The 23,419-nt window shown below is 68.6% G+C and carries 24 protein-coding genes; 12 read left to right on the forward strand and 12 right to left on the reverse strand.

Translation table 11 applies throughout. From position 1 onward, the window contains the following. Positions 1-28 precede the first annotated feature (28 nt). Entirely contained in the window at positions 29-685 is a 657-nt protein-coding gene (locus ACWDNU_RS11015) for a hypothetical protein (protein WP_449668655.1), read from the forward strand. A gap of 3 nt (positions 686-688) precedes the next feature. Here the strand turns inward: ACWDNU_RS11015 and ACWDNU_RS11020 are convergent, their stop codons facing one another. After that, positions 689-1,588: an EamA family transporter gene (locus ACWDNU_RS11020; protein WP_370933424.1), complete on the reverse strand. Its 900-nt coding sequence runs from the start codon at positions 1,586-1,588 to the stop codon at positions 689-691. An 87-nt stretch (positions 1,589-1,675) separates the two neighbouring features. On the opposite strand from ACWDNU_RS11020, the gene ACWDNU_RS11025 reads away from it, so the two are divergent. After that, complete coding sequence (locus tag ACWDNU_RS11025) at positions 1,676-2,581, forward strand: LysR family transcriptional regulator (protein ID WP_449668656.1); 906 nt, start codon at positions 1,676-1,678, stop codon at positions 2,579-2,581. Here the strand turns inward: ACWDNU_RS11025 and ACWDNU_RS11030 are convergent. Further along, a complete protein-coding gene (locus ACWDNU_RS11030; protein WP_449668657.1) occupies positions 2,578-3,132 on the reverse strand; it encodes a TetR/AcrR family transcriptional regulator in 555 nt (184 codons plus the stop codon). The genes ACWDNU_RS11025 and ACWDNU_RS11030 overlap by 4 nt on opposite strands. A gap of 63 nt (positions 3,133-3,195) precedes the next feature. Here ACWDNU_RS11030 and ACWDNU_RS11035 point away from each other — a divergent pair, with 63 nt between their 5' ends. Further along, a complete protein-coding gene (locus ACWDNU_RS11035; protein WP_449668658.1) occupies positions 3,196-4,326 on the forward strand; it encodes a serine hydrolase domain-containing protein in 1,131 nt (376 codons plus the stop codon). Here the strand turns inward: ACWDNU_RS11035 and ACWDNU_RS11040 are convergent. After that, the gene (locus ACWDNU_RS11040) at positions 4,280-4,840 is read right to left on the reverse strand and encodes a DedA family protein (protein ID WP_449668659.1); all 561 of its coding nucleotides are present in this window, start codon (positions 4,838-4,840) and stop codon (positions 4,280-4,282) included. The two genes, ACWDNU_RS11035 and ACWDNU_RS11040, sit on opposite strands and share 47 nt — an antisense overlap. Positions 4,841-4,994: 154 nt before the next feature. Between ACWDNU_RS11040 and ACWDNU_RS11045 the strand changes: the two genes are divergently transcribed. Further along, positions 4,995-5,912, forward strand: a complete 918-nt coding sequence (locus tag ACWDNU_RS11045) for an SDR family oxidoreductase (RefSeq protein ID WP_449668660.1) — start codon at positions 4,995-4,997, stop codon at positions 5,910-5,912. On the opposite strand, the gene ACWDNU_RS11050 is transcribed toward ACWDNU_RS11045, so the two are convergent. Together ACWDNU_RS11050 and leuA are read right to left on the reverse strand one after the other, a co-directional pair. Further along, positions 5,903-6,874: a helix-turn-helix transcriptional regulator gene (locus ACWDNU_RS11050; protein WP_449668661.1), complete on the reverse strand. Its 972-nt coding sequence runs from the start codon at positions 6,872-6,874 to the stop codon at positions 5,903-5,905. The genes ACWDNU_RS11045 and ACWDNU_RS11050 overlap by 10 nt on opposite strands. A gap of 114 nt (positions 6,875-6,988) precedes the next feature. Then, positions 6,989-8,773, reverse strand: a complete 1,785-nt coding sequence (gene leuA / locus ACWDNU_RS11055; RefSeq protein WP_370933437.1) for a 2-isopropylmalate synthase — start codon at positions 8,771-8,773, stop codon at positions 6,989-6,991. A gap of 244 nt (positions 8,774-9,017) precedes the next feature. On the opposite strand from leuA, the gene ACWDNU_RS11060 reads away from it, so the two are divergent. Beyond that, the gene (locus ACWDNU_RS11060; RefSeq protein ID WP_370933439.1) at positions 9,018-9,395 is read left to right on the forward strand and encodes a hypothetical protein; all 378 of its coding nucleotides are present in this window, start codon (positions 9,018-9,020) and stop codon (positions 9,393-9,395) included. On the opposite strand, the gene ACWDNU_RS11065 is transcribed toward ACWDNU_RS11060, so the two are convergent. From ACWDNU_RS11065 to ACWDNU_RS11075, 3 genes are all read right to left on the reverse strand, one after another. Then, on the reverse strand, positions 9,396-10,019 hold the full coding sequence (locus ACWDNU_RS11065; protein ID WP_449668662.1) for a hypothetical protein: 624 nt from the start codon (positions 10,017-10,019) through the stop codon (positions 9,396-9,398). Between the two features lie 73 nt (positions 10,020-10,092). Further along, positions 10,093-10,755, reverse strand: coding sequence for a hypothetical protein (locus tag ACWDNU_RS11070; RefSeq protein ID WP_449668663.1), 663 nt, complete (start codon positions 10,753-10,755; stop codon positions 10,093-10,095). Between the two features lie 107 nt (positions 10,756-10,862). Next, complete coding sequence (locus tag ACWDNU_RS11075) at positions 10,863-11,453, reverse strand: nitroreductase family protein (protein ID WP_449668664.1); 591 nt, start codon at positions 11,451-11,453, stop codon at positions 10,863-10,865. 236 nt (positions 11,454-11,689) lie between these two features. On the opposite strand from ACWDNU_RS11075, the gene ACWDNU_RS11080 reads away from it, so the two are divergent. Then, positions 11,690-12,955, forward strand: coding sequence for an aspartate kinase (locus ACWDNU_RS11080; RefSeq protein WP_037808437.1), 1,266 nt, complete (start codon positions 11,690-11,692; stop codon positions 12,953-12,955). Then, positions 12,955-13,995, forward strand: a complete 1,041-nt coding sequence (locus ACWDNU_RS11085; RefSeq protein WP_449668665.1) for an aspartate-semialdehyde dehydrogenase — start codon at positions 12,955-12,957, stop codon at positions 13,993-13,995. The genes ACWDNU_RS11080 and ACWDNU_RS11085 overlap by 1 nt, the downstream gene beginning before the upstream one ends. Positions 13,996-14,066: 71 nt before the next feature. Here ACWDNU_RS11085 and ACWDNU_RS11090 read toward each other — a convergent pair whose 3' ends face one another. Continuing rightward, positions 14,067-15,083 (reverse strand): DUF4034 domain-containing protein, encoded by a 1,017-nt coding sequence (locus ACWDNU_RS11090; protein WP_449668666.1) that lies wholly within the window; start codon positions 15,081-15,083, stop codon positions 14,067-14,069. A gap of 95 nt (positions 15,084-15,178) precedes the next feature. Then, positions 15,179-16,627 carry a M48 family metalloprotease gene (locus ACWDNU_RS11095; protein WP_449668667.1) on the reverse strand — a complete coding sequence of 483 codons (1,449 nt, stop codon included), beginning with the start codon at positions 16,625-16,627 and terminating at the stop codon, positions 15,179-15,181. Positions 16,628-16,803: 176 nt separating this feature from the next. Here ACWDNU_RS11095 and ACWDNU_RS11100 point away from each other — a divergent pair, with 176 nt between their 5' ends. Further along, positions 16,804-17,994 carry an RtcB family protein gene (locus tag ACWDNU_RS11100; RefSeq protein ID WP_370933450.1) on the forward strand — a complete coding sequence of 397 codons (1,191 nt, stop codon included), beginning with the start codon at positions 16,804-16,806 and terminating at the stop codon, positions 17,992-17,994. A 58-nt stretch (positions 17,995-18,052) separates the two neighbouring features. After that, positions 18,053-18,430 (forward strand): hypothetical protein, encoded by a 378-nt coding sequence (locus ACWDNU_RS11105; protein WP_449668668.1) that lies wholly within the window; start codon positions 18,053-18,055, stop codon positions 18,428-18,430. Positions 18,431-18,603: 173 nt separating this feature from the next. On the opposite strand, the gene ACWDNU_RS11110 is transcribed toward ACWDNU_RS11105, so the two are convergent. After that, the gene (locus ACWDNU_RS11110) at positions 18,604-19,752 is read right to left on the reverse strand and encodes an MFS transporter (RefSeq protein WP_449668745.1); all 1,149 of its coding nucleotides are present in this window, start codon (positions 19,750-19,752) and stop codon (positions 18,604-18,606) included. Positions 19,753-20,424: 672 nt separating this feature from the next. Between ACWDNU_RS11110 and ACWDNU_RS11115 the strand changes: the two genes are divergently transcribed. After that, a complete protein-coding gene (locus ACWDNU_RS11115) occupies positions 20,425-20,982 on the forward strand; it encodes a hypothetical protein (protein ID WP_344265858.1) in 558 nt (185 codons plus the stop codon). Between the two features lie 108 nt (positions 20,983-21,090). On the opposite strand, the gene ACWDNU_RS11120 is transcribed toward ACWDNU_RS11115, so the two are convergent. Further along, positions 21,091-22,143 (reverse strand): alpha/beta hydrolase, encoded by a 1,053-nt coding sequence (locus tag ACWDNU_RS11120; protein ID WP_370933453.1) that lies wholly within the window; start codon positions 22,141-22,143, stop codon positions 21,091-21,093. 129 nt (positions 22,144-22,272) lie between these two features. Here ACWDNU_RS11120 and ACWDNU_RS11125 point away from each other — a divergent pair, with 129 nt between their 5' ends. Both ACWDNU_RS11125 and ACWDNU_RS11130 read left to right on the forward strand, forming a co-directional pair. After that, positions 22,273-22,845, forward strand: coding sequence for an NADPH-dependent FMN reductase (locus ACWDNU_RS11125; protein WP_449668669.1), 573 nt, complete (start codon positions 22,273-22,275; stop codon positions 22,843-22,845). 133 nt (positions 22,846-22,978) lie between these two features. Continuing rightward, a complete protein-coding gene (locus ACWDNU_RS11130; RefSeq protein WP_370933457.1) occupies positions 22,979-23,401 on the forward strand; it encodes an organic hydroperoxide resistance protein in 423 nt (140 codons plus the stop codon). Positions 23,402-23,419: the final 18 nt, after the last annotated feature.

Here is a 23,419-nt window from a genome sequence, read left to right on the forward strand (position 1 = left end):
TCCCGGGCAACAGAACAGAGAGCGAACGATGACCAGTGACGACGGCACGAGCCGCACAATCGGCGAGGTCCGCGACTATCTGCTTCGTCAGCTGAACTCCGCCCTTCGCAGGCCGGGCATGTACGGCGGGGAAAGCGCGCTCCGGCTGTTTCTCGATGCCGTCGCGTTCGCCGACGGATGTGAGCGGCTCTTGGCCGATGACCTGACCGAACTCCGGGCACGGGGAGCGTTCGTCTCCACCGGGGTGAGCGGCGCGGTCGAACTCGTAATGGGCGAGAGGGACTCGCACATCATGGCGTCGGTTTACGCCGAGATCGCGCACCGCCGCGGCTGGCTCACCCTGGACAACACGCTGTCCCGAGCGGATTACGACCGCCTCCGAAACCGGATGCGGTCGTGGTGTGCCCGCGACCGGAGCCACAGCGAAGTCCTCGCCGAGGCCGGGCCACCGTCGGTACTTCTCGGCGGGCCCAACCCGGCTTTCTCGAAGACGTTCGCTTACGGCACCGTGCACCTCGACGACCCGCTTGTCTTTTTCCATCTCGGGAGCGGAACCGAGCCAGGAACAAGCGCCACCGGGACGCCTGACGAGCCGGAGGCAGTGCTGCTGGCGACTCGCTATGGCGGGACGAAGTTCATCGACAGGTTCGTATTCACGCCCCAAGGCGCGGCCCGCTGCCGGTGACCCTCACACCGGCAGCAATTCCTCCGGCGTGACCGCGGGCTTCCGCCGCAACGACCCCAGCAGCACCCCGCCGATCACCACTGCCGCCGCGACCAGCGTCAGGACCGTCGGCACCTCGCCGAGGATGAAGAACGACGCCGTCAGCCCCACCACCGGCACCAGCAGCGAGAACGGCGCGACCACGCCCGCCGGGTTGCGGCGCATCAGGGTGGTCCAGATGCCGGACCCGATGACTGTCCCGAAGATGACCACGTACGCCAGCCCCGCGACGCCGATCAGGCCGGTCTTGGTGCCGAGCGTCGTCAGCGAGTGCCAGGCGGCACCGGGGCCCTCGAAGATGCTCGACAGCGCCAGCATCGGCAGCGGCGGCACCACCGACATCCACAGCGTCAGGTGCAGCGGGTTGTCCGGCTCCGCGCGGCGCATGCTCAGGTTGCCGATCGCCCAGCTCAGCGCGGCCAGCAAGGTCAGCACCACCGGCACCAGCGCCGCTTGCCCGGACTGCTGCCACGCGATCGCGGTCATCCCCGCCACCGCGAGCAGGATCCCGGCCAGCTGCCGTCCGGAGACGCGTTCCCGCAGCAGCACCGCGCCCAGCAGCACGGTGAACGGCGCCGACGCCTGCAGCACCAGCGACGCCAGCCCGGTCGGCATCCCGAGGTGCATCGCGACGAACAGGAACGCGAACTGCCCGGTGCCGAACCCGAGCCCGTACCCGAGGAGGTAACGCAGCTTCACCCGCGGCCACGGCACGAGGAACACCGTCGGGATCGCGATCAGCAGGAACCGCAGCGCGCCCGCGAACATCGGCGGGAACTGGCCGAGTGTGGCGTGGATCGCAATGAAGTTGAGGCCCCACAGGACGGCGACGAACACGGCGAGCAAACGGTCCCGGATGGCCATGCTTCTTACTCTGCCTAGGCAAACTTTGAAGCACTAGCGAGAATAACTGCACTGACTGTGTAGCGTTGCTTCACATACACTGCCCGGATGGACTTGGGCAGGCTCCGGACGCTGCGCGAATTCGCCGATCGGGGCAGCGTCACCGCCGCTGCTCAGGCGTTGCATTGCACGCCGTCGGCGATCTCGCAGCAGCTGCGTGCGTTGCAGACGGAGGTCGGCATCGCGCTCACCGAACCGGCTGGTCGCGGCCTTCGGCTCACCGACGCGGGCCGCGCGCTCGTCGCCCGTGCCGACGACGTGCTGGCCGCGCTGGACCGCGCCGAGGCGGAGCTGGACACCTATCGCAGCGCCCCGCGCGGACGCGTGCGGATCGCGATCTTCCAGTCCGCCGGCCTGATGCTCCTGCCCGGCCTGCTGCGTCGCATCGACCAGCACGAGAACCTCGAGGTCGACGTTCGCGACGTCGACATGGTTCCGCCGCAGGTGCCCGGTCTGGTCGCGGACTACGACGTCGTCGTCGCCCACCGCGACGAGCACGCGGCCGAGTTCGACACCGAACGCCTCGACGTGGTCCCGCTGCTGCGCGAACCGCTGGACGTCGCCCTCCCGGTCGGCCACCGCCTCGCCCGCAACCGTCGCGTCGGCCTGGCCGATCTCGCGGACGAACGCTGGATCTCGGTCGACCACGGTTTCCCGGTCGACGACGTCCTTCGCTCGCTGACCGTGCGCACCGGCGTGCGGCCGCAGATCGTCCAGCGCATCAACGATTTCCGCATCACCGAACGGCTGGTCGCGGCCGGGCACGGGATCGCGCTGATGCCTCGGTACACAATGGACACCCGGCGCGGCAGCGGATTGGTCGGCCGCCCGCTGGCGGGGATCCGCGCGGCGCGGCTGGTGGAAGTGGTGTGCCGCACCGGTGCGGCGAACCGGCCAGCGGTCGCGACCGTGATCGACGAAATGCGCGCCGAAGTAGCCGCCCTCACGACCTAGCTGGGTTCCCGGGCGGGCAGACCGCGCAGCAACGTGTCGAGGTAAAGCTCGAACCGGGGCGCGTCCGGTCCGAGGTCGAGCGGGTTTTCCCGGACGGCGAGCCAGCTGACCGTGCAGGTGATGAAGATGTACCAGCTCTGCTCGGCCAGTTCCGGTGACACACCGGCATTCGTGAACGCGGTGACGACCTCGGTGCGGAGCCGGCCGAACGAATCCGCGTTGTGCCGATGCGGCCGCGACAATCGGGTCGCGTAACCGGGTACCGCGAGAAACTGGTCGTGCATCGCCCACGCGACCTTCGCGAGCCATGGCCGCCAAGACCGGCGCGGCGGCCCCTCCTCGGGAAGCACCCGGTCCAGCACCACCTCGCTGACCAGATCGAACAGCGCGTCCCGATTGGCGACCCAGCGGTAGAGCGCGCCATGCGTCACGCCGAGCCGCGCGGCCAGCTCGCGCATCGTCAACGTGTCGAGATTCCCGGCCGACAACGCCGCGTCGACGATCCGCTCGCGATCGAGCTGTGCGGGACGGCCGGGCCGCGGTCGGGTCATAGCCGGGGACTCTACCGAGAAGAATTAGTGACCATTGGTTACAAACGGGTGTAGCGTGGCGGCATGGCAAACATCAAGGGCACCGTGCGGCCCGGCTTCGAGCAGGTGCGGGACGAGTTCGCGGCAGTTGCCGACGGATCCGCACAACTGGCGGCATACCATCGCGGCGAGCAAGTGGTCGATCTCTGGACCGGCGAGGACATCGACGGAGATTCCCTGATCGGCGCGTACTCCGCGTCGAAAGGGGCGGCGCACCTGACCGTCGCGCTGCTGGTCCAGGACGGCGTGCTGGATCTGGACCAGCGAGTGAGCCACTACTGGCCGGAGTTCGCCGTCGAAGGAAAACAAGACGTCACCCTGCGAGACCTCCTGGCGCACCGAGCCGGGCTGGTCGGCTCCGACGAAGGCTTCAGCCGCGCGGAACTCGCGGACGACCGCATCGTCGCCGAACGCTTGGCTCGGCAACGTCCGTTCTGGCGGCCCGGCACCGCATTCGGTTACCACGCACTGGTAATCGGTGCGCTCAGCGGCGAAGTCGTCCGCCGTGCGACCGGCCGCACCCTCCAGGAAAACTTCGCCGACCGCGTCCGCGATCCGTACACAGTGGACTTTCACCTCGGCCTGCCCGCCGAACTGGAGCCGCGATTCGTTGCCACCCAACCGATGGTGCTGACTCCTGAGCGGCAGCTACCGCTGCCAGCCGCGAACAGCCTCCAGGGCATCGCGTTCAACCGGCACCACCCGGACGGCCCGGAAGTGTGGGAACTGCCGAACCTGCCGGAAGTCCGACGGCTCGGCTCGGCGTCGTTCGGCGGGGTCGCCTCAGCCCGCGGCCTGGCCCGGATGTACGCGGCGGCGATCAGCCCGCTGGACGGCCAATCGCCTTTGCTGAAGCCGGAAATCGCCGCCGAGTTCGCGCAGATCCATTCCATCGGACGCGACGTGGTGCTGGGCGAGCAGAAGGCGTTCGGCATCGGATTCCACGCCACCGGCGAGCGCTACCCGGAGCTGGGCCAGGGCAGTTTCGGCCACAGCGGCGCAGGCGGCCAGCAGGCGTTCGCCGACCCGCGCAACGGCATCGCGTACGGCTACACCCGCCGTCGCATCCCGTTCCCCGCCGCGGCCGCTCCGGAGAACGAACCGCTGATCAGGGCGCTGTACTCGGCGCTGCGTGCCGTCGAATCCCGACCGTGATCGCCGAGCCCAGCAGCACCGCGATGGTCAGCGACAACGCCAGGCTCACTCCTGGCTCGGCAACGAGCTGGCCACCGGCGTAGCCGAGAAACGCGACGTACGACGTCCAGAGCAGCACGCCCACCGCGGACGCGGTCAGAAACTCGGCGAACCGCCACCGCAACGAGCCGGCCAGCAGCGCTCCGACCGTCCCGCCGGAAGGCAACCACCGCGCGACCACCAGGACCGGCCGCGGGTGCCGCTGCAGGCGTCCGTCGAGCCAGGTCAGCCCGGCGGCCAGCTTGCGCCGACGGCCCAGCCGCGTCAGCATCCGAGCCCCGCCGAACCGCCCGAGCGCGTACAACGCCTGGTCAGACAGCAGGCAGCCGAGGCTCGCGACCGCGATCACGACAGCCAGCGACGCCCCGTGCTGCGCGGCGGCCACGCCCATGCCGAGCAGCGTCACCTCGGTGGGCAGCAACGGCACCAGCGAGACGACGAACAGCACCACCAGCCCAGCCGTCGTAGCGTTCATATCTCTATTAACCGCTCCGCCAGCGCCGATGAGTCCCAATCATCGGCACTTCACAGCAAGGCACAGCCGGGACACAGATTTCCAGAACCCGGACAGGGGATGTCAGGGTTCGCACGCACGCTAGTGGTTCACCGAGAGAAAGAGGACGAACGGAATGAGCGGGGAACTGGCGGGCAAGGTCGCGCTCGTGGCGGGCGGCACGCGCGGGGCGAGCCGGGCGATCGCGGTCGAACTGGGCCGGGCCGGGGCGTACGTGTACGTCACCGGTCGCACGACGCGTGCCGGACGGTCCGAAGTGGACCGTCCGGAGACCATTGAGGACACTCTGGAGCAGATCGAGGCCGCCGGCGGCAAGGGAAGCGCGCTGCGGGTCGACCATCTGGTGAGCGACGAGGTCGCCGCGCTCGCCCAGCGGATCGACGCCGAGCACGGCGGGCTCGACATCCTGGTCGACGGCATCTGGGGCGGCGACCGCTACCTGGAGTGGGGCAAACCGGTCTGGGAGCATTCGCTGGACGCCAGCCTGCGGATGATGCGGTTGTCCCTCGACGCCCACCTGATCACCAGCCACCATCTGTTTCCGCTGGTCATCCGGCGTCCGGGCGGACTGGTGATCGAGCTGACCGACGGCACAGCCGAGTACAACCGGAAGTACCGCGAGGGCACTTCGCTGCCGTACTACCTGGCCAAGGCGGCGATCAACGTCCTTGCGGTCGGCGAGGCGGCCGAGCTCAAGGCGCACGACTGCACGGCGATCGCGTTCACGCCGGGTTGGCTGCGTTCGGAGGCGATGCTGGAGATTTTCGAGGTCACCGAGGAAAACTGGCGGGATGCGACGGTCCGTGAGCCGCATTTCGTGATCTCGGAGTCGCCGGTCTTCTCCGGCCGCACGGTCGTCGCGCTCGCCGCCGACGCGGACCGGCACCGCTGGACCGGCCAGACCGTTTCCAGCGGACAGCTGGCGAAGGTCTACGAGATCGACGACGTGGACGGCAGCCGTCCGGACGCGTGGCGATACATCGAGGAGGTCCAGGAACCCGGAAAGCCCGCCGACGCCAGCGGCTACCGCTGACGGTTGCGGTCGGCGAGCGCCTGACCGAATTCCGCGACCGCGGCGCGGATCTCCGGCGGGGTCAGCACCTCGACGCCGGGGCCGAGTGAAACCAGCTGTCCGACGGCGACTTCCTTGCCCTCCATGGCGAACTCGGCCTCGGCCCACCCGTCGTCGTCCTTCGGGCCGAGCGACACCAGTACCTCGTTCACGTGCTCCGGCCCGAAAACCCGCCGCAACGCCCCCGCCGCGGACGGGTCGAGCCGAGCCGTCACCTTCAACGGCAGCGGCATCTTCTCGAACTCCGCCGACGACGCACGCCACCAGTCAGCGAGCGAGAATTCTTCCGGCCGCGCAAAGGTTTCGCCGGTTTCGGCGACCGCCTCTAACCGAGAAACGCGATACGTCCGCAGGTCTCCTTCGACCCGCGCCACCAGATACCAAACCCCGGCTTTCAACACGAGCCCCAACGGATCGAGCGTCCGCCGAGCGATCTTGTCGCGCCGCCGATAGCGCACGTCGAGCTGCCGTTGAGTCCACACCGCCTTGGCGACCGCGGGCAGCGCGGCGGCGTCGTCCGGCGAGCTGAACCAGGCCGAGGCGTCGAGATGAAACCGCCCGGCGACCGTCCGCGCCTGTTCCTGCAGTTGAGCGGGCATGCTCGCGGAAACCTTCGCGTGCGCGGCGGCCACCGCGGTGCCGAGACCGAGCCCCGCCAGCGCGTCCGGCACGTCGAGGGCCAGCAGCGCGACGGCCTCCCGAGAGGTGAGGCCGTCGAGCTTCGAACGCCAGCCGTCGACGAGCCGGATGCCGCCGTGCCGCCCTGGTTCACTCCAGAGCGGCACGCCGGCTTCACGCAACGCGGCGAGATCGCGCCGCAGCGTCCGTTCGGTCACGCCGAGCTCGTCGGCCAACTCCCCGACGGTGCCCGCGCGTTTGCGGTGCAGCGTGAAGAGAAGCGCGACCAGACGCTCAGCCCGCACACCTACCTCCCGCCTAACCGCCCCAATGTGGCATTGGGTGCATGCGATGCACCGAACGCCACATTGGGTGCGTGTGACGCACCCAATGCCACATTGGGGCGCATCAGGCTCGGGTCAGCGGTTCGCCCGGTTGACCGCGCTCACCACGGCCCGCAGCGAAGCGGTGACGATCGACGGGTCGACGCCGATGCCCCAGAACACGCGGTCGGAGATCGCGCATTCGATGTAGGACGCGGCGCGCGAGTCGTCGCCGGGGCTCAGCGTGTGCTCGCTGTAGTCCAGGAGCCGCAGGTCGTAGCCCACAGTGGACAGTGCGTCGAAGAACGCGGCGATCGGCCCGTTGCCGCGGCCGGTGATCTCGTGCTCGTCGCCCTCGACCTTCACCGTGGCCTCGAGGTCGTACTCGCCGCCGCCGTTGTCGGTGACCCGCTGCTTGATCAGCTCCAGCGGGGTCTTCGACTCCAGGTACTCGGCCGAGAACGCGCGCCACATGGTGGCCGGGTCGACCTCGCCGCCCTCGGTGTCGGTGTAGGCCTGGATGACCTTCGAGAACTCCATCTGCAGCCGGCGCGGCAGGTCCAGCTGGTGCTCGGCCTTCATGATGTAGGCGACGCCGCCCTTGCCGGACTGCGAGTTCACCCGGATCACGGCCTCGTAGGTGCGGCCGACGTCCTTCGGGTCGATCGGCAGGTACGGGACCTCCCACGGGTGCTCGTCGACCGGGACGCCTTTCTTGTCCGCGGCGTCCTTCATCGCGTCGAGGCCCTTGTTGATCGCGTCCTGGTGGCTGCCGGAGAAAGCGGTGAACACCAGGTCGCCGCCCCACGGCGAGCGTTCCGGGACGGGCAGCTGGTTGCAGTACTCGACGGTCCGCTTGATCTCGTCCATGTCGGAGAAGTCGATCTGCGGGTCGATGCCCTGGCTGTAGAGGTTCATGCCCAGCGCGACCAGGTCGACGTTGCCGGTGCGCTCGCCGTTGCCGAACAGGCAGCCCTCGATCCGGTCCGCGCCTGCCTGGTAGCCCAGTTCGGCGGCGGCGATGCCGGTGCCGCGGTCGTTGTGCGGGTGCAGCGACAGGACCACCGAATCGCGGCGTTCCAGGTTGCGGCTCATCCACTCGATCGAGTCGGCGTAGACGTTCGGCGTCGCCATCTCGACGGTCGCGGGCAGGTTCAGGATCACCGGCTTCTGCGGCGTCGGCTGCCAGATTTCGGTGACCGCGTTGCACACCTCGAGCGCGTACGACAGCTCGGTGCCGGTGTAGGACTCGGGCGAGTACTGGAAGCGGAAGTCGGTGTCCGGCTGCTTCGCCGCCAGCTCGACGACCATTTCCGCGGCCGAGGTGGCGATCTTCTTGATGCCCTCGCGCTCCTCGCGGAACACCACGCGGCGCTGCAGGATCGAGGTGGAGTTGTAAATGTGGACGATCGCCCGCGGCGCGCCTTCGAGCGACTTGAAGGTGCGCTCGATCAGCTCGGGACGGCACTGGGTCAGCACCTGGATGTGCACGTCGTCCGGGATCGCGCCCTCTTCGATGATCTCGCGCACGAAGTCGAAGTCGGTCTGCGACGCGGCCGGGAAGCCGACCTCGATCTCCTTGTAGCCCATGCGGACCAGCAGGTCGAAGAACTTGCGCTTGCGCGCGGGCGACATCGGGTCGATCAGCGCCTGGTTGCCGTCGCGCAGGTCGACCGCACACCACAGCGGCGCACGCTCGATGCGCTTGTCCGGCCAGGTGCGGTCGGGTACGTCGATGTTCTCGACTACGTCGTACCAGGGGCGGTACCGGTGCACCGGCATGGACGTGCCGCGCTGCGGATTCCACGAGGGCTGTCCGGCGGGCGCGGGACGAGAGGGCGTGCGCAGACGGGAGTTAGTGGTGCGGGGGTCGGTGCTCATCGCGGGAAAATCTCCTGACGGGTTCGGTGCGGACGACCGGCACCACAAAGCCCCGCGACGAGGAGCCGGTCAGATCAGGCCCCGTCGCGGCAGCGAAGCAGGAGTTCACGCGCCACGGGGTCACTGTAACCACCCGACGCGCCGAAAGGAAAGCCGCCCGCCGCGATCGAACTGTTACGTCGGGTGGCTGATACCTGTTACTAGCGGGTAGCGGGCCGCGAGGCGACGTGCCAGACTGCCCGGCATGGGCGAGCACGCGGAACAAGCGCAGGAAACCGAGGCGAAGGCGCGACCCCAGCGCACCCCGGTGGACTGGCGGCGCACTCGTGAGCGCGCGGTGTCGTTCATCGCGTCACTCGTGCGCTGGGTCGGTCTGCTGTTCGCCGCGGTCTTGGTGCTGCACGTGATTTTCGTCATCGGCGAGGCCAACCAGGGCAACGGCATCGTCTCGTTCGTCCGCAGCTGGGCCGACGGCTTGTCGCTCGGCTTCAGGGACCTGTTCACGCCGAGCGACGCGAAGCTGCGGGTGCTGGTGAACTACGGCATCGCGGCGGTGTTCTGGCTGGTTGTGTCGGGGATTCTGGCGAAGATCATCCGGCGCGTCGGGGGCGCTGGCGCCTGATCACGGCTGCCAGACGATCGGGTTTTCCTGGTAGTCCGTGCCCTTGGCCAGCCAGGCGAAGCTGCTGCTGTCGTACTTCGCGCCGGTCACCGTGGCACCGGGGGCGGCCAGTTCCATCGTGCAGGTGCCGTAGGCCGCGCCCTTGGCCGTGAAGTCGCCGGTGGCGTCACTGTGGCACTCTGTCGAGTCCCCGACCAGCGCCATCCTGCCTTTGGAGCCGTCCGCGAGCAGGCCGCTGATGCCGGTCACGTGGGCGGCGGAGAAGTCGTCGCCGGTCTCGTTCGACACGGTGAACCGGACGTAGAACGGCACCAGCCAGGCGAGGTCGTCGCCGAGATTCATCCGGGCCAGCTCCGCCTCGGTGCCTCGGTCGATGCGGGTCACCGTGATGCCGACCGCGCCGACGGGCGAGGAATCGGTCGTGAACGGCACCACGGCTTTCTCGCCGATTTTGAGTCTCGTGCCCGGCTTGGTGTAGGCGATCTTCTTCCGCGCGGGCGCACTGGTCGAGGCAGGTGCTGAGGCCGTGGCGGTGCCCGGCGGCGGCGCGTCGGCCGCGCTCGAACACGCGGACAGCGCGAACGCCAACGCCGCGACCACAACGATCGGTCTTCTGCCAGACATCAAGTTCTCCCCCAGGACGCGAAAAGGGGCGCCAGTCCTCGACTGACGCCCCCGCGGCGGTCTCGCGTCCAGCTTACTGCCAGGTCACCGCGTCCTTGCCGTAGTCAGTGTTCGGAGCAAGATCCCGATAAGTGCTAGCCCCGTAGCTAGCCCCCTTGACCTCCGCGCCAGCCGGGGCCAGCGCCAGCACGCAGCTGGTGTACGAAGCGCCCTTCGTAGTGAACGCCTTGCCGGAGTTCCCGCTGTCGCACTTCTCGAACTTGCCGATCACCGTCACGTGCGGGCCGCTGGTGCCGTCCGCGAGCAAGCCGTTCATCAGGCCCAGCGAGCTGTATGCGAAGTCCGAGCCGGTCTCGTTCGTGACCTTGACCTGGATGTAGTACGGCGTCATGCCCTTCGCCCGGTCGCCGAGCTTCAGCGGGGCGAGGTCAGCCTCGACGCCCTTGTCGATCCCGGTCACCGTCACGCCGATCGCGCCGGTGTTCTTCTGCGACTTGAACGGCACCACGGCCTTCTCGCCGATCTTCAGCTTCGTGCCCTGCTTCGTGTACTCGGCCGAGGCGGAGTCGCCAGCGGGCGCGGCGGCCGAGGAAGACGCAGGCGCGGCCGCGGACGAGGCGGGCGGCGTGGCGATCGCCGGAGTGGGAGCCTTGTCGTCCGAGCTGGAACATCCGGACAGCGCGAACGCCATCGCAGTTGCGGAAACCGCCATCAAAACCGGCACCCCAGTACGCATCTCGTCACTCCTTGAGGAATCTCCCACCGATTCAGTGGCCTGACCGGTTTGGTGCCTATCTGACCGCAGAAGCGGGGCGCCGGTTCCCCGGAATGCTCACGAATCGGTCACAGCGCCGGTGAACCCCATCGGTCGCCGAATGCGAACTCCTCGAGCGGCAGCCGTCGTCGGGGCGCGAGTTCCCGTTCGATGCGGCGCGGGTCCTCCAGTACCGATGGGTCGGCGGGCGATCCGACGGCGATCGCCACCCGGGCCACTGCGTCGGAAGGCAGGCCGAACTCCTCGCGGACCGCGTCCGGGGAGAACCCCGCCATCTGGTGCGCGATCAGCCCGAGTTCGACCGCCTGCAGGACGAGGTTCTCGGTCGCCAAGCCCAGCCCGTAGTCGGTGTAGGGCACCTCGCCCTTCTCGTTCGTGGTGACCATCACGCCGATCAGCAGCGCGCTCGCCCGGAACGCCCACGCCTGGTTCCCGGAGTTCAGGGTCGCGAGCAGCCGCGGGAAGACCGGATCGCCCCGTCGGCCGACGAGGTAGCGCGCCGGTTGGGTGTTGCCGAAAGACGGCGCCCACCTGGCGGCTTCGAGCAATGCGGTCAGCTGGGCGGTGGTGATCTCGGCGGTCTCGTCGTAGGCCCGCGGGCTCCAGCGCTCGGCGATGGCCGGCGCGACGGGGACGCTCGTCTCGGCTGGTTTGCGCATGCGGCGAACCGTAGTACGACCGGGAGTGCTCTCCGTCACTCCGGAGGAAGGGCTTCGAGCTTTCCCCTGGCGTCAAGGAAAATTTACTTCCAAACGCTCCGAGGAGGCGGTGGCGGACCACTCGATGGGGTGGCGGGCGCCGTTCGCGCCGGTAGGCTCTTCTCCAAATGAAGGGCCGTGGGCGCTCCTCGGTGCCCTCCAAGGAGTACGCCCCGGCCCGTCAAGGAGGTTCGGGCGTGGCCCTCGTGGTCCAGAAGTACGGCGGATCGTCGCTGGAAAGTGCCGACCGGATCAAGCGCGTGGCAGAACGGATCGTCGCGACCAAGAAGGCGGGCAACGACGTGGTCGTCGTGTGCTCGGCGATGGGCGACACCACTGATGAGCTGCTCGATCTGGCGCAGCAAGTGAACCCGGCGCCGCCGGAGCGGGAAATGGACATGCTGCTCACCGCCGGTGAGCGCATTTCGAATTCGCTGGTCGCGATGGCGATTTCCGCCCAAGGCGCGCAGGCCTGGTCGTTCACCGGTTCGCAAGCGGGCGTGGTCACCACGTCGGTGCACGGCAACGCGCGCATCATCGACGTCACTCCGAGCCGCGTCACCGAGGCGCTGGAGCAGGGTTACGTCGCGCTGGTGGCCGGTTTCCAAGGCGTGGCACAGGACACCAAGGACATCACGACGCTCGGCCGCGGCGGTTCCGACACCACCGCGGTGGCGCTCGCCGCCGCGCTGAACGCGGATGTCTGCGAGATCTATTCCGATGTGGACGGTGTGTATTCGGCCGACCCCCGGATCGTGCCGGACGCCAAAAAGCTCGACACCATCCCGTACGAGGAGATGCTGGAGCTCGCGGCGAGCGGATCGAAGATCCTGCACCTGCGTTCGGTCGAGTACGCGCGCCGCTACGGCGTGCCGATCCGAGTCCGTTCTTCTTACAGCGACAAGCCGGGCACCACGGTGGCCGGATCGATCGAGGAGATCCCCGTGGAACAAGCGCTGATCACCGGTGTGGCACACGACCGCTCGGAAGCGAAGATCACCGTGACCGGCGTGCCGGACCACGCCGGTGCCGCGGGCAAGATCTTCCGGGTCGTCGCCGACGCCGAGATCGACATCGACATGGTGCTGCAGAACGTGTCCAGCACGTCGTCCGGCCGCACCGACATCACCTTCACGCTGTCGAAGGCCAACGGGGCCAAGGCGGTCAAGGAACTCGAGAAGATCAAGGCGGAGATCGGCTTCGAGTCGGTCCTGTACGACGACCACGTCGGCAAGGTGTCGCTCGTCGGCGCCGGGATGCGTTCGCACCCGGGCGTCACGGCGACGTTCTGCGAGGCGCTGGCCAACGCGGGCGTGAACATCGAAATCATCAACACCTCGGAGATCCGCATTTCGGTGTTGATCCGCGACGCGCAGCTGGACGAGGCGGTGCGCGCGATCCACGAGGCGTTCGAACTGGGCGGCGACGAGGAAGCCGTCGTCTACGCGGGGAGTGGTCGCTGATGGCACAGGGTCTTCGCGTCGGCGTGGTCGGGGCGACCGGCCAGGTCGGCGCCGTGATGCGCAAGCTGCTCGACGAGCGGAACTTCCCGGTCGAGCAGATCCGGTACTTCGCCTCGGCCCGCTCAGCGGGACGCACCTTGCCGTGGCGCGGCGAGGAAATCACCGTCGAGGACACCGCGACCGCTGATCTGTCCGGTTTGGACATCGCGCTGTTCTCCGCGGGCGGCGCGACCTCGCGCGAGCAGGCCCCGCGGTTCGCCGAGGCGGGCGCGATCGTGGTCGACAACTCGTCGGCCTACCGCCGCGACCCGGACGTGCCGCTGGTCGTCAGCGAGGTCAACCCGGAAGCGATCAAGGACGCGCGCAAGGGGATCATCGCGAACCCCAACTGCACCACGATGGCCGCGATGCCGGTCCTCAAGCCGCTGCACGACGAAGCCGGCCTGGTCCGGATCATCGCGAGCACCTACCAGGCAGTCTCCGGAAGCGGCCTGGCCGGCGTCGACGAGCTGGCCGCGCAGGTGAACGCCGTCGCCTCGCGCGCGGCCTCGCTCACCCACGACGGTTCGGCGGTCGAATTCCCGGCCCCGGCCAAGTACGTCGCGCCGATCGCGTTCAACGTCCTGCCGATGGCCGGGTCCATTGTGGACGACGGCACGTTCGAGACGGACGAGGAACAGAAGCTGCGCAACGAAAGCCGGAAGATCCTGGGCATCCCGGATCTGCTGGTTTCGGGAACGTGCGTGCGGGTCCCGGTGTTCACCGGACACTCGCTGTCGGTGAACGTCGAATTCGAACGGCCGCTGTCGGTCGAGCGGGCGACGGAACTGTTGTCGACCGCGCCGGGCGTGCAGCTCGCGGACGTGCCGACGCCGCTGCAGGCCGCGGGTATTGACCCGAGCTTGGTCGGCCGCATTCGTACTGACCCGGGTGTGCCGGATGGCCGTGGGCTGGCGCTGTTCGTTTCCGCCGACAACCTTCGCAAGGGGGCGGCGCTCAACACCGTGCAGATCGCGGAGCTGGTGGCGCAGAACCGCTGAGCTTCCCAGTAAAACTGCCCGGTCCCTGGTTCAGGGGCCGGGCAGTTTTCACTTTCGCGGTTCCGGCCTCGCTACTTGGCCAGCCGGCAGGCCTTGCTCCGGTACTTCCGGAACTCGTGCACCGAACCGAACGCGTGGTACGACCACACGAAACCGTCCGCATGCGCGCCGAGGTGGCGGAACTGCTCGATCGCCTCCTCGCCCCGCTTCAGCTCCACCAGCGCGCGGGCGGCGAACGCCCGGCTGTCCCGGGCATCCGGCGTATCGCGGCCGTCCCCGTCGAGCCAGGGCAGCAAAACCTCGAGCGCCTGCGTGACCCGCTTGTCCTGCCACGGGTCCTTGACGTCCGCGGCCCACATTTCGAAAGCAGCCGCCAGCGGAAGCCACGCCAGCTTCGGGTGCTTCGCCGCGCCTTCCTCGGCGAACTCCCACATCAGCTCGTGCGAGCCGAACCACTTCGCGCACCAGTACTGCATCGCGCGGCCGTGTGCGGCGACGTGCAACGGGTCCCGTTCCAGCACGCCAGCCCATACCTCGCGGAAATCGTCGTGCGAGTACTGGCGGCCCATCGCGATCGAGCACCGCTTTTCCCACGGCGTCGGGTCTTCCGGGGCGAGTTCCGCGGCGATCTGGCAAGCCTCGTCGGCTTGTTCGAGAACACGCAGGAAACCGGCGAATTGCTCCGCGCTGACTTTGCTCGCCCGGTGCGAACTCCGGATCTGCCAGGCGACCTTCGTGAGCGAGTCCGCGTGGACGATGGCGGCGTCCGCGTCGTCGGGACGGGCGGTGCGCCAGGCTTTCAACGCGGTGTCGTCGTCGGCCGCGGCCTCGGAAAGGACGCCCACCGCGGTGCTGCGGCGGTCCCAGTCCGTACCGATTTCCGCCAGCAAGTCCGCGCCCGGCCGCCATTCTCCGGCTCGGTGGGCGTCTCGGGCGGCGCGAACCGGTTCGGGCAGCAGCCGGTCTTCGGTGATTTCGTCGTCCGCGGGAAGGCCGAAGCGGGCAGTGTCGGTCTGCTTGATCGGCGGGGTGAGGTAGCGGGCCATGTCCTCCTGGCTGAGGGTGTCCATGAAGTCGAAAGTGCTCATTCCACGCTTCTTCGCGTCTTTCGCGACCGCCTTCATCATCCGGCGATACCTCGGAACGGTGTACAGCTTGATAAAGCCGAGCAAGGGGGTTCCTCTCAGGAATGAACCGGGGCGAGCAACGCACGGAGCGGAGCGGTGTCCCCGTCGATGGCCGCGCCGACGGCGGGATCAAGTTCGGTGGCATACGGTTCGGCCAGCACCAGCTTCGCCGGTCCGGACCAGGACAGTTCCCAGTGCGCCGCATCGGCTTTGGCGAGTTCCGCGTGCACCACAATGGACAGTCGACTGTGGACTTGCGGCCGGTAGAGCTCGCGCTTCGCCCGTGCTCCGGCCGTCACCGGGGCGTTGGGGTCGGCGATGTCCTCAAGGCGTCCGGCGTCGAGCAGGTCGAGCAGTTCGTCGAGGCTGCGGCTGCGGCGAATCCGCAACGCTTCGACTTGATTCGAGTTGCGCATCCCGATGTCGACCAGGCTGGCCCAGTCGACCTTCTTCTTCGAGGCCGCTCCCGCCGTGAAACCGGTCGCCAGCACCGCTTCCAGCAGCGCCGGCCCGTTGTGGAGAAGATCCGTCGCCGGCCGTTCGCCGCCGGGCGGCACGGGGACGTCCGGCGCGGCCTCCAGCAGCGCGATCCGTTCGGAAGTCGGCGGGTGGCTGTCGTACTGCGAGGTCGGCTCGGAGGGCGGATTCTCCCGCACGGAAGCCAATTTCTTCGCGCGTTTCTCGTCGGTGAGCAGAAGTTGGTAGCCCTCGGCCATCCGTTGCGGCAGGTAGCCGGCGGACCAGGCAATGGTCGCGTACTTGCTCAGGAAGAGCCGCCAAGCCGTGTCGAGCACCTCGACCTCGCGCAACGCGGTCGCCGCGGCGGTGGAGCCCGCCACCCGCGCGGACGCGGCGTCCGCGGCGAGTTCCTGTTGCCGGTTCACGCTCATCGAGACCCGGAAGTACAGGGCGGCGTACGTGCTGAAGACCGGCCGCAGCATCCGGGCCGACCAGGTCGAGTGGAGTCCATTCAGGACTCGGCCGATCGTCTGCCGTCCGCGATAAGTCGCGCCGGCGAACCGGGTGTGGCGATTGCTGTAGTGGCCAAGCTCGTGCCCGAGAATGGCGCGGAGCTGACTGACCCGCATCCCGGCGAAAAGCTGCGCGCCGATGAACATCCGGCGCCGCCGCACGCGCAGCCCCAGCCAGTGCGTCTGCTCGTACACCGACGCGTTGACCTGGGGAATCAGGTAAATCTCATCCGGCGGCCGAGTGCCGATTTCCTGGGCGAGTTCGCGAACGGCCGCCCACAGGTCCGGCTGCTCCTCGGGCGTGACGGGCAGGCCGGGCACGTCGTCGTCGCGGGTCCGCTCGAACGTCAGCAGGGCGGTGAACAGCACGTACAGCACCGGAACGACAAGGATGCCAAGCCGTCCCGCGGTGAACGGACTGTGCTGGTACGCGGCGATCTCCAGCCAGATCATCGACGCGGCGACGGCGAGCACCAGCACCGGAAAACCGGCCAGCAGCAAGACAGCGAGCAACGCCCGCGACGAGTTCTTCATCGAAAAACGGAATCCTCCCCAAGACCGGCACCCTGGGCGAACCGGTCGTCCGAGCGCGTTATCGACGCGGGGGCCGATTTCGTTTCACTCGTGCCCCGATGACAGAAAACCCGTTGTCGCGAGCGCCGGGGTGCCGGATGCTGAGCGGGCAAACTTCGTTCTGGGAAAGGAAAGTCATGTACACGGCAGTGGACGGCGAGCGGGTTCCGATCCGGATGTGGGCAGACCCCGCGTCGGTCGAAGACCAAGCGATGCGTCAGCTGCGCAACGTCGCCAACCTTCCGTGGGTGCACGGCGTCGCGGTGATGCCCGACGTCCACTACGGCAAGGGCGCGACGGTGGGCAGTGTCATCGCCATGCGCGACGCCGTCTCGCCTGCCGCGGTCGGCGTCGACATCGGCTGCGGGATGAGCGCGGTGCGGACGTCGCTCACCGCGAGCGACCTGCCGGACGACCTCGGCAAGCTGCGCAAGCGGATCGAATCGGCGGTGCCGGTCGGGTTCGGGCTGCACAAGACGCCGGTCAACACCGCGAAGGTGCACGGCGTCGGCGGCTGGGACACGTTCTGGAAGTCGTTCGGCGATCTGCACGAGGGCGTCCAGGACCTGGCCGACCGGGCGGCGCGGCAGATCGGCAGCCTCGGCGGCGGCAACCATTTCATCGAGGTCTGCCTCGAACAGGGCGGAGCCGACGAGGGCCGCGTGTGGCTGATGCTGCATTCGGGTTCGCGCAACATCGGCAAGGAACTCGCTGAGCGGCACATGGCGATCGCGCGGAAACTGCCGCACAACCGGGATCTGCCGGATCCCGATCTGTCGGTGTTCGTCGCGAACACACCGGAAATGCGGGCGTACCGGCGCGATCTGTTCTGGGCGCAGGACTACGCGGCACGGAACCGGGCGACGATGATCGCGCTGGTGAAGCTCGCGGTCGCGGAGGTCATCCCGGGCACCAGTTTCGACGACGCGGTTTCGTGCCATCACAACTATGTCGCCGAGGAAACCTACGACGGCGTCGACCTGCTCGTCACCCGCAAGGGCGCGATCCGCGCCGGCTCCGGCGATCTCGGGATCATCCCGGGCAGCATGGGAACCGGTTCGTACATCGTGCGCGGACTCGGCAACACCGCGTCGTTCGAATCCGCGTCCCACGGCGCCGGGCGGCGGATGTCGCGGACGAAGGCCCGCAAGACGTTCACCGCCGCCGACCTCGTCGCGCAGACCGAGGGCGTGGAATGCCGGAAGGACACCGGGGTCGTCGACGAGATCCCGTCCGCGTACAAGGACATCGAGACGGTGATCAAGGCACAGACCGACCTGGTCGAGGTGGTCGCGCACCTCAAGCAGGTCGTGTGCGTGAAGGGATGAGGGAGTCCCGCGGGCGAACCGCACTGGTCCGCTCGCGGGACCCGCTACCCTGAAGTGCATGAAATACTGGGGGGTGGCTGTCGCGGTAGTGGCGGCCGGAACGCTGCTGGCCGGATGCGACCAGGTCGATTCGGCGGTCAATCAGACGAATTCCGCGGTGGACAAGGTCTCCACGTGCACCGAAGCGCTGGGCCTGGCGGACCTGAATCCGTTGGTGGACGGCGACAAGCTCAAGGCCCGCGCACAGGACAAGGAACGGCGGCTGCGCGAACTAGCGGCCAACGTCAAGGAGGAGAACGTCAAGAACGCCCTCCTCGGCATGGCCGACTCGTACGTCCAGGTGCAGAAGGAACACCTCGAGGACGCCGGCGTGATCGCTCGGTGGACCAAGCGGAACCTGGAGAAGCTCGACGGGCTGCGCAAAGCCTGCACCTGACTGGTGCCTTGCCCTGCGCTGCCCCAATCTGGCCCGCCCGACTTGCTTCGGCTTGCCCCTGCCCGGCCCCGCTTGGCCCGGCCGGACTTGCCTGCCCGCCTGCCCGGCCCCGCTTGCCCCGGCCCGATCCGGCGGCCCTGGCGTGCCCCGAGGTGGAACTAGGTCAGCCCAGGTCAGCGACGCGCCCGGACCGCGGCCGCCAGCGAAGGTGTCCGCACCGAACTCCGGCGCAGCGACCACACCAGTCCCAGCGCCGCCAGCGCCAGACCGCCGAGCCCGGCCGCCGCGAAACCCCACGCCGGGCTCGAATTGTCGATCGCGAACCCGACCACGGGGCTCCCTGCGGCCAGCCCTAGCCGGGTCGACGCGTCCTGCAGGCCCATCGCCTCGCCGCGAACGGCGGGCGGCGCGAGTTCGCTGACCGCCTCCGTGGTGGCCGCGAGCGTCGGGGCGCAGACCAGGTTCGTCGGGATCAGCAGGAGCATCAGCAGCCACCACGGCTGCGTCGCGAGCCCGACCGGGATCACCAGCAGCGCGAGCAGCAGCATCAGCAACCCCTGCGGCAGGGACTTCCGCACCGCGCCGTGCACGATGCCGCCGATCATCGACGCCGCGCACATCACCGCGATGACCAGGCCGGTCCAGCCGACGTCGCCGTGCGAGCGCAGCGCGGCCAGCGTCGCGACCTCCGTGCCGACCAGGCAGAACAGCGTCCCGGCGGCGATCAGCAGGGTCGCCAGCAGCCGTCCGGTCAGCCAGGACCGCAGCGGCGGGCGCACGGCGCCGATCGGGGCGAGTTCGTCCTCGTTCCGGATCGGCGGGTTGAGCAGGAAGATCAGCAGCGCGGTGACGCCGAAGATGGTGCCGATGCTGCTCAGGGTCAGCGTCGCCGACAGCCCCGAGATCGCCGCGATCCCGGCCGCCGGGCCGATCATGAACGACGCCTCGACCAGGATCGTGTCCAGCGAGTACGCCGCGCGCCGCTGGTCAGCGGGCACGAGCGCGGCCAGGATCTGCCGCGCCAGCGAACCCGCGGGCACCGACAGCACGCCGGCCGGCAGCGCGCACACCACCAGCGCGCCGTAAGAAAGATGCGGAGCCGCGAACCAGAACGCAGTGGACGACAGCCCGCACACCGCGACCACCGGACGCAGGCCGTACCGGTCGATGGTGCGCCCGATCAACGGCGCGCCGAGTGCCATGCCCAGCGTGACCGCCGCGCCGACGACGCCCGCCGCGCCGTAGCCCCGGCCGAGACCGCTGACGACGTACAGCGTCAGCGTCACGCCGGTCATCGTCATGGGTACGCGTGCGAAGAACATCAGCGCCATCGACGGGCGGACCCCAGGGACGCTCAGGACGCGGCGATACGGCTGAAAAGGCACGTGCCCCATGAGAGCAAGAGTTGGTACGAGCGTGCAACTTCTTTTCGTCACACCCCCTACGCGCCGCCTCGACACCCGGTCGGGTGTCGCGCAGGCGTTCGGCGGGGCCGGAAAATGCGGTGGCGACCTGGGTGATAACTTCATCGGCGACGCGAAAAAGCATTCTCGCCGCCCATTCGCGAACAGTTTTTCAGATTTCCGCGCCGACCTTGGAGTTCTCCGGTCGAACCGGCGGCGAGCCCCGGAAAAAGGGGTGCGGACCCGAATGCGGGCGGCGGTGCGTGCGTGGGGGACCCACCACGGTCGGACGAGCGAGATCGCGCGTCCCGACGGGGTGATGAAGGTAATCGATCACGAACTACGCCTGTGTGAGTGAGCAGTGCCGCCATTCGGGCAATCCGGCTACTATGAGTCAGATTCAGGTCCGCGGTCCGTGATCGTCGGGGGACGCGCAAGCCGTCCACGTTAATCAATTGCGGGCCGGTTCCCCGTTCTTGGATTCGGCACGTAAGGGTTAGAAAAACTCCCTATCCGGTGATCGGCTGGTGTTCGTCCGACACGGCGGGTATCGATTTACCCGGCAGGTCCCAAAGGCCAGGGAGGTAAAGAATGAAAGGCAAGATCGGGCGGATCATCGCCGTGGTCGCCGCGGGCAGTCTGCTGGCCGTCGGCACTTCGGGGATGGCCTCCGCGAGCCCGGCGGGAGGCAAGGGCTCTTCGGCCACTCAAGCCGTCGCCGCGCAGGTACTGCAGATGCGGGACGACCTGACCAAGGTGGCGTACGCGGGCGATGTCGCGAAGACGAGGGCGGACCTGGGCAAGCTCAGCCCGGTGCTCGCCGACATCGCGGCCGGCAAGCGCTACCAGGTCCAATCCGAAACCCAGCAGCTCTCGTCGGCGGCGAAGGTCCGCGCGGACGAGTCCAACCGGCTCCTCGCCGACCCGACGGCCACGCCGCGGCAGATCCCGCCGTTGCCGATCCCGCCGCTGCCCGACCTTCCCGGACCGCTGAAGGCGGTGAGCGACCTGGTCAAGGGCCTGCTCGCCGCGGTGACCAGCCTGCTGGGCGGGCTGCTCGGCGGGGTGCCGGTGCCGCCGCTGCCGGTACCGACGCCGCCGCTTCCGGCTCCGCCGGTGCCCGCACCGGTGCCAGTGCCTGGCACCTGAGCAGCCTGAAACAGGAGGGGAAAAGGCCCGGAGCCTGGTGCGGTTCGCCGCGCCAGGCTCCGTTCCATGTCAAGCCTCGTGAGCGCCGGTTCTAACCGGCCTCGCCGCTCACGAGCGCTTCGCGAGTCCCACCCGCAACGCACCGGCCATCTCCGCGATCGCCTCCCGGAACCGCGTCCCGACCCCGGCGAAGTTGAGGAATCCGTGGATCAGGTCGGCCTGCCGGCTGAGCGCCACCGGAACCCCCGCGGCACGCAGTTTTTCCGCATACGCCTCACCTTCGTCGCGCAGCGGGTCGAAGCCCGCGGTCACGATGTAGGCGGGCGGGAGTCCACTGTGGTCAGACGCGAGCAGCGGCGACATCCGCGGATCGGCCTTGTCGACGCCCTCGGGCGCGTAATGCCCTTCGAACCACACCATCGCCTCGTCGGTGAGGAAGAGGTCTTCGCCGAACAGTTCGCGAGAGCGGCGTCGCGTGGTGAAGTCGACGGCCGGGTAGATCAACAGCTGGAACGCGGGCGCCGGGCCGCCGCGTCGAGTCGCCTCCAGCGCGACGACGGCGGACAGGTTGCCGCCCGCGCTGTCGCCGCCCACCGCGATCCGGTCCGGGTCCGCGCCGAGGTCAGCCGCCTTGGCGTGTGCGTAGTCGAACGCGGCCAGCGCGTCCTCGACCGGCCCGGGGAACGGGCTCTCCGGCGCGAGCCGGTACTCCACGGACAGCACTCGGACCCCGGCGTGCTTCGCGAGGTAGCGCGCGGCGTTGTCGTGCGTGGCCCGGCTGCCGATGACCCAGCCGCCGCCGTGGAAGAACACCAGAAGTGGCGACGGTTCGGGCAGCCCGGCCGGGGTGTAGAGAGTGGCGTCCAGCGACGCGTCGCCGGACGGGATGGCGACGTCACGGGTCGCGACGGGGTTGACTCGCTTGCCGTTCACCAGGTGCTGGCTCGCCTCCAGCAGCGCGCGCGACCGCTCGACCGACCCGTTGACCAGCGAAGCTCCGGAGAGCTTCTGCAACCGCAGCAGCAACTGGGCGTCGAGGGCGAGTTCCTGGCCGTCCAGCCGCAGCGGCGCTCCGGCGATCAGCCTGCGCACCGGACGGGGCAGCCAGAACAACAACTGCGCGGCGGCAGTCTGGACGCGGATCTGCGGCGGAATCGCCATCGTTCCTCCTCGAACGCCGGATGAGCCGAGGCTACTTGCCAGTAGGTACGTTGGTCCAGTCGGTGTGTGACTCAAGCCTCCGTCTCAGATCCTGGTCCTCTACTTAGGTGGAGGGGTTAGCCTCGACCTGTGACTTCGGGACGAAACGTCAAGGTGCTGGGTATCGGCGGCTCGCTGCGAGAGGGCTCGCAATCCGAGCGCGCGTTGCGCATCGCGCTCGCCGCCGCTGAGGAACGCGGCGTCGTGACCGAGCTGATCCCGGGTCCCGAGCTGGTCCTGCCGTTCTACGACACCGCCATCCCAGAACGGGACGAACGCGCGAGGAAGCTCATCGAGGGCATTCGCCAGGCGGACGGGCTCATCGTCGTCTCGCCCGGCTATCACGGCGGGCTGTCCGGGCTGGTCAAGAACGCCCTGGACTACGTCGAAGACCTCCGTGAAGACACCCGTCCCTACCTCGACGGCCGCGCGGTCGGTCTCGCCGCGGTCGCGTACGGCTGGCAGGCCGCGGTCACCACGCTCGAACAGCTCCGCACGATCACGCACGCACTGCGCGGCTGGTCCACTCCCTTGGGTGGTTCGATCAACTCCGCCGAGACGAAGTTCGACGAGGGCGGCGGCGCTTCCGACGAGAAGAGCGTCCGCACGTTGCGGCTCATCGGAGAGCAGGTCGCGGAGCACGCGCTGCTTCGCGCGCGCTGACGTTTGGCCTCCTCATATCCCGGTTATTCCTGGGGTGATGACTGCCATGCCGGGGCACTGTTCCGCGGATGCGGAGCGTTGAACTCATTGAGACGCTGACTCCGGAGGCGTCCCCAATGAGGAGGTAACACGCATGGCCGAGCCGATCTACACCGCCGTCGCGACCGCGCGAGGAGAAGGCCGCAACGGCGACGTGACGTCCTCGGACGGCGTGATCGACGAGTCGCTGGCGATCCCCAAGGAGATGGGCGGTCCCGGCGGCGACAAAACCAACCCGGAGCAGCTGTTCGCCGCGGGGTACTCCGCGTGTTTCCTGAGCGCGCTGCAAGCCGTGGCCCGGCAGGCGAAGGTCGCGCTGCCGGCGGCGACGGTGACCGGTTCGGTGAGCGTGTTCAAGAAGGACGCCGGGTTCCAGCTCGGCGTGCGGCTCGACGTCTCGCTGCCCGGCTTGGCGAAGGCCGACGCCGACCAGCTGGTCGAGCAGGCGCACCAGGTCTGCCCGTACTCCAACGCGACCCGCGGCAACATCGAGGTGGAGCTGACTACCACCGTCTGAAACAGGACCGAGGAGGGA

Source organism: Amycolatopsis sp. NPDC003676 (assembly GCF_053587275.1).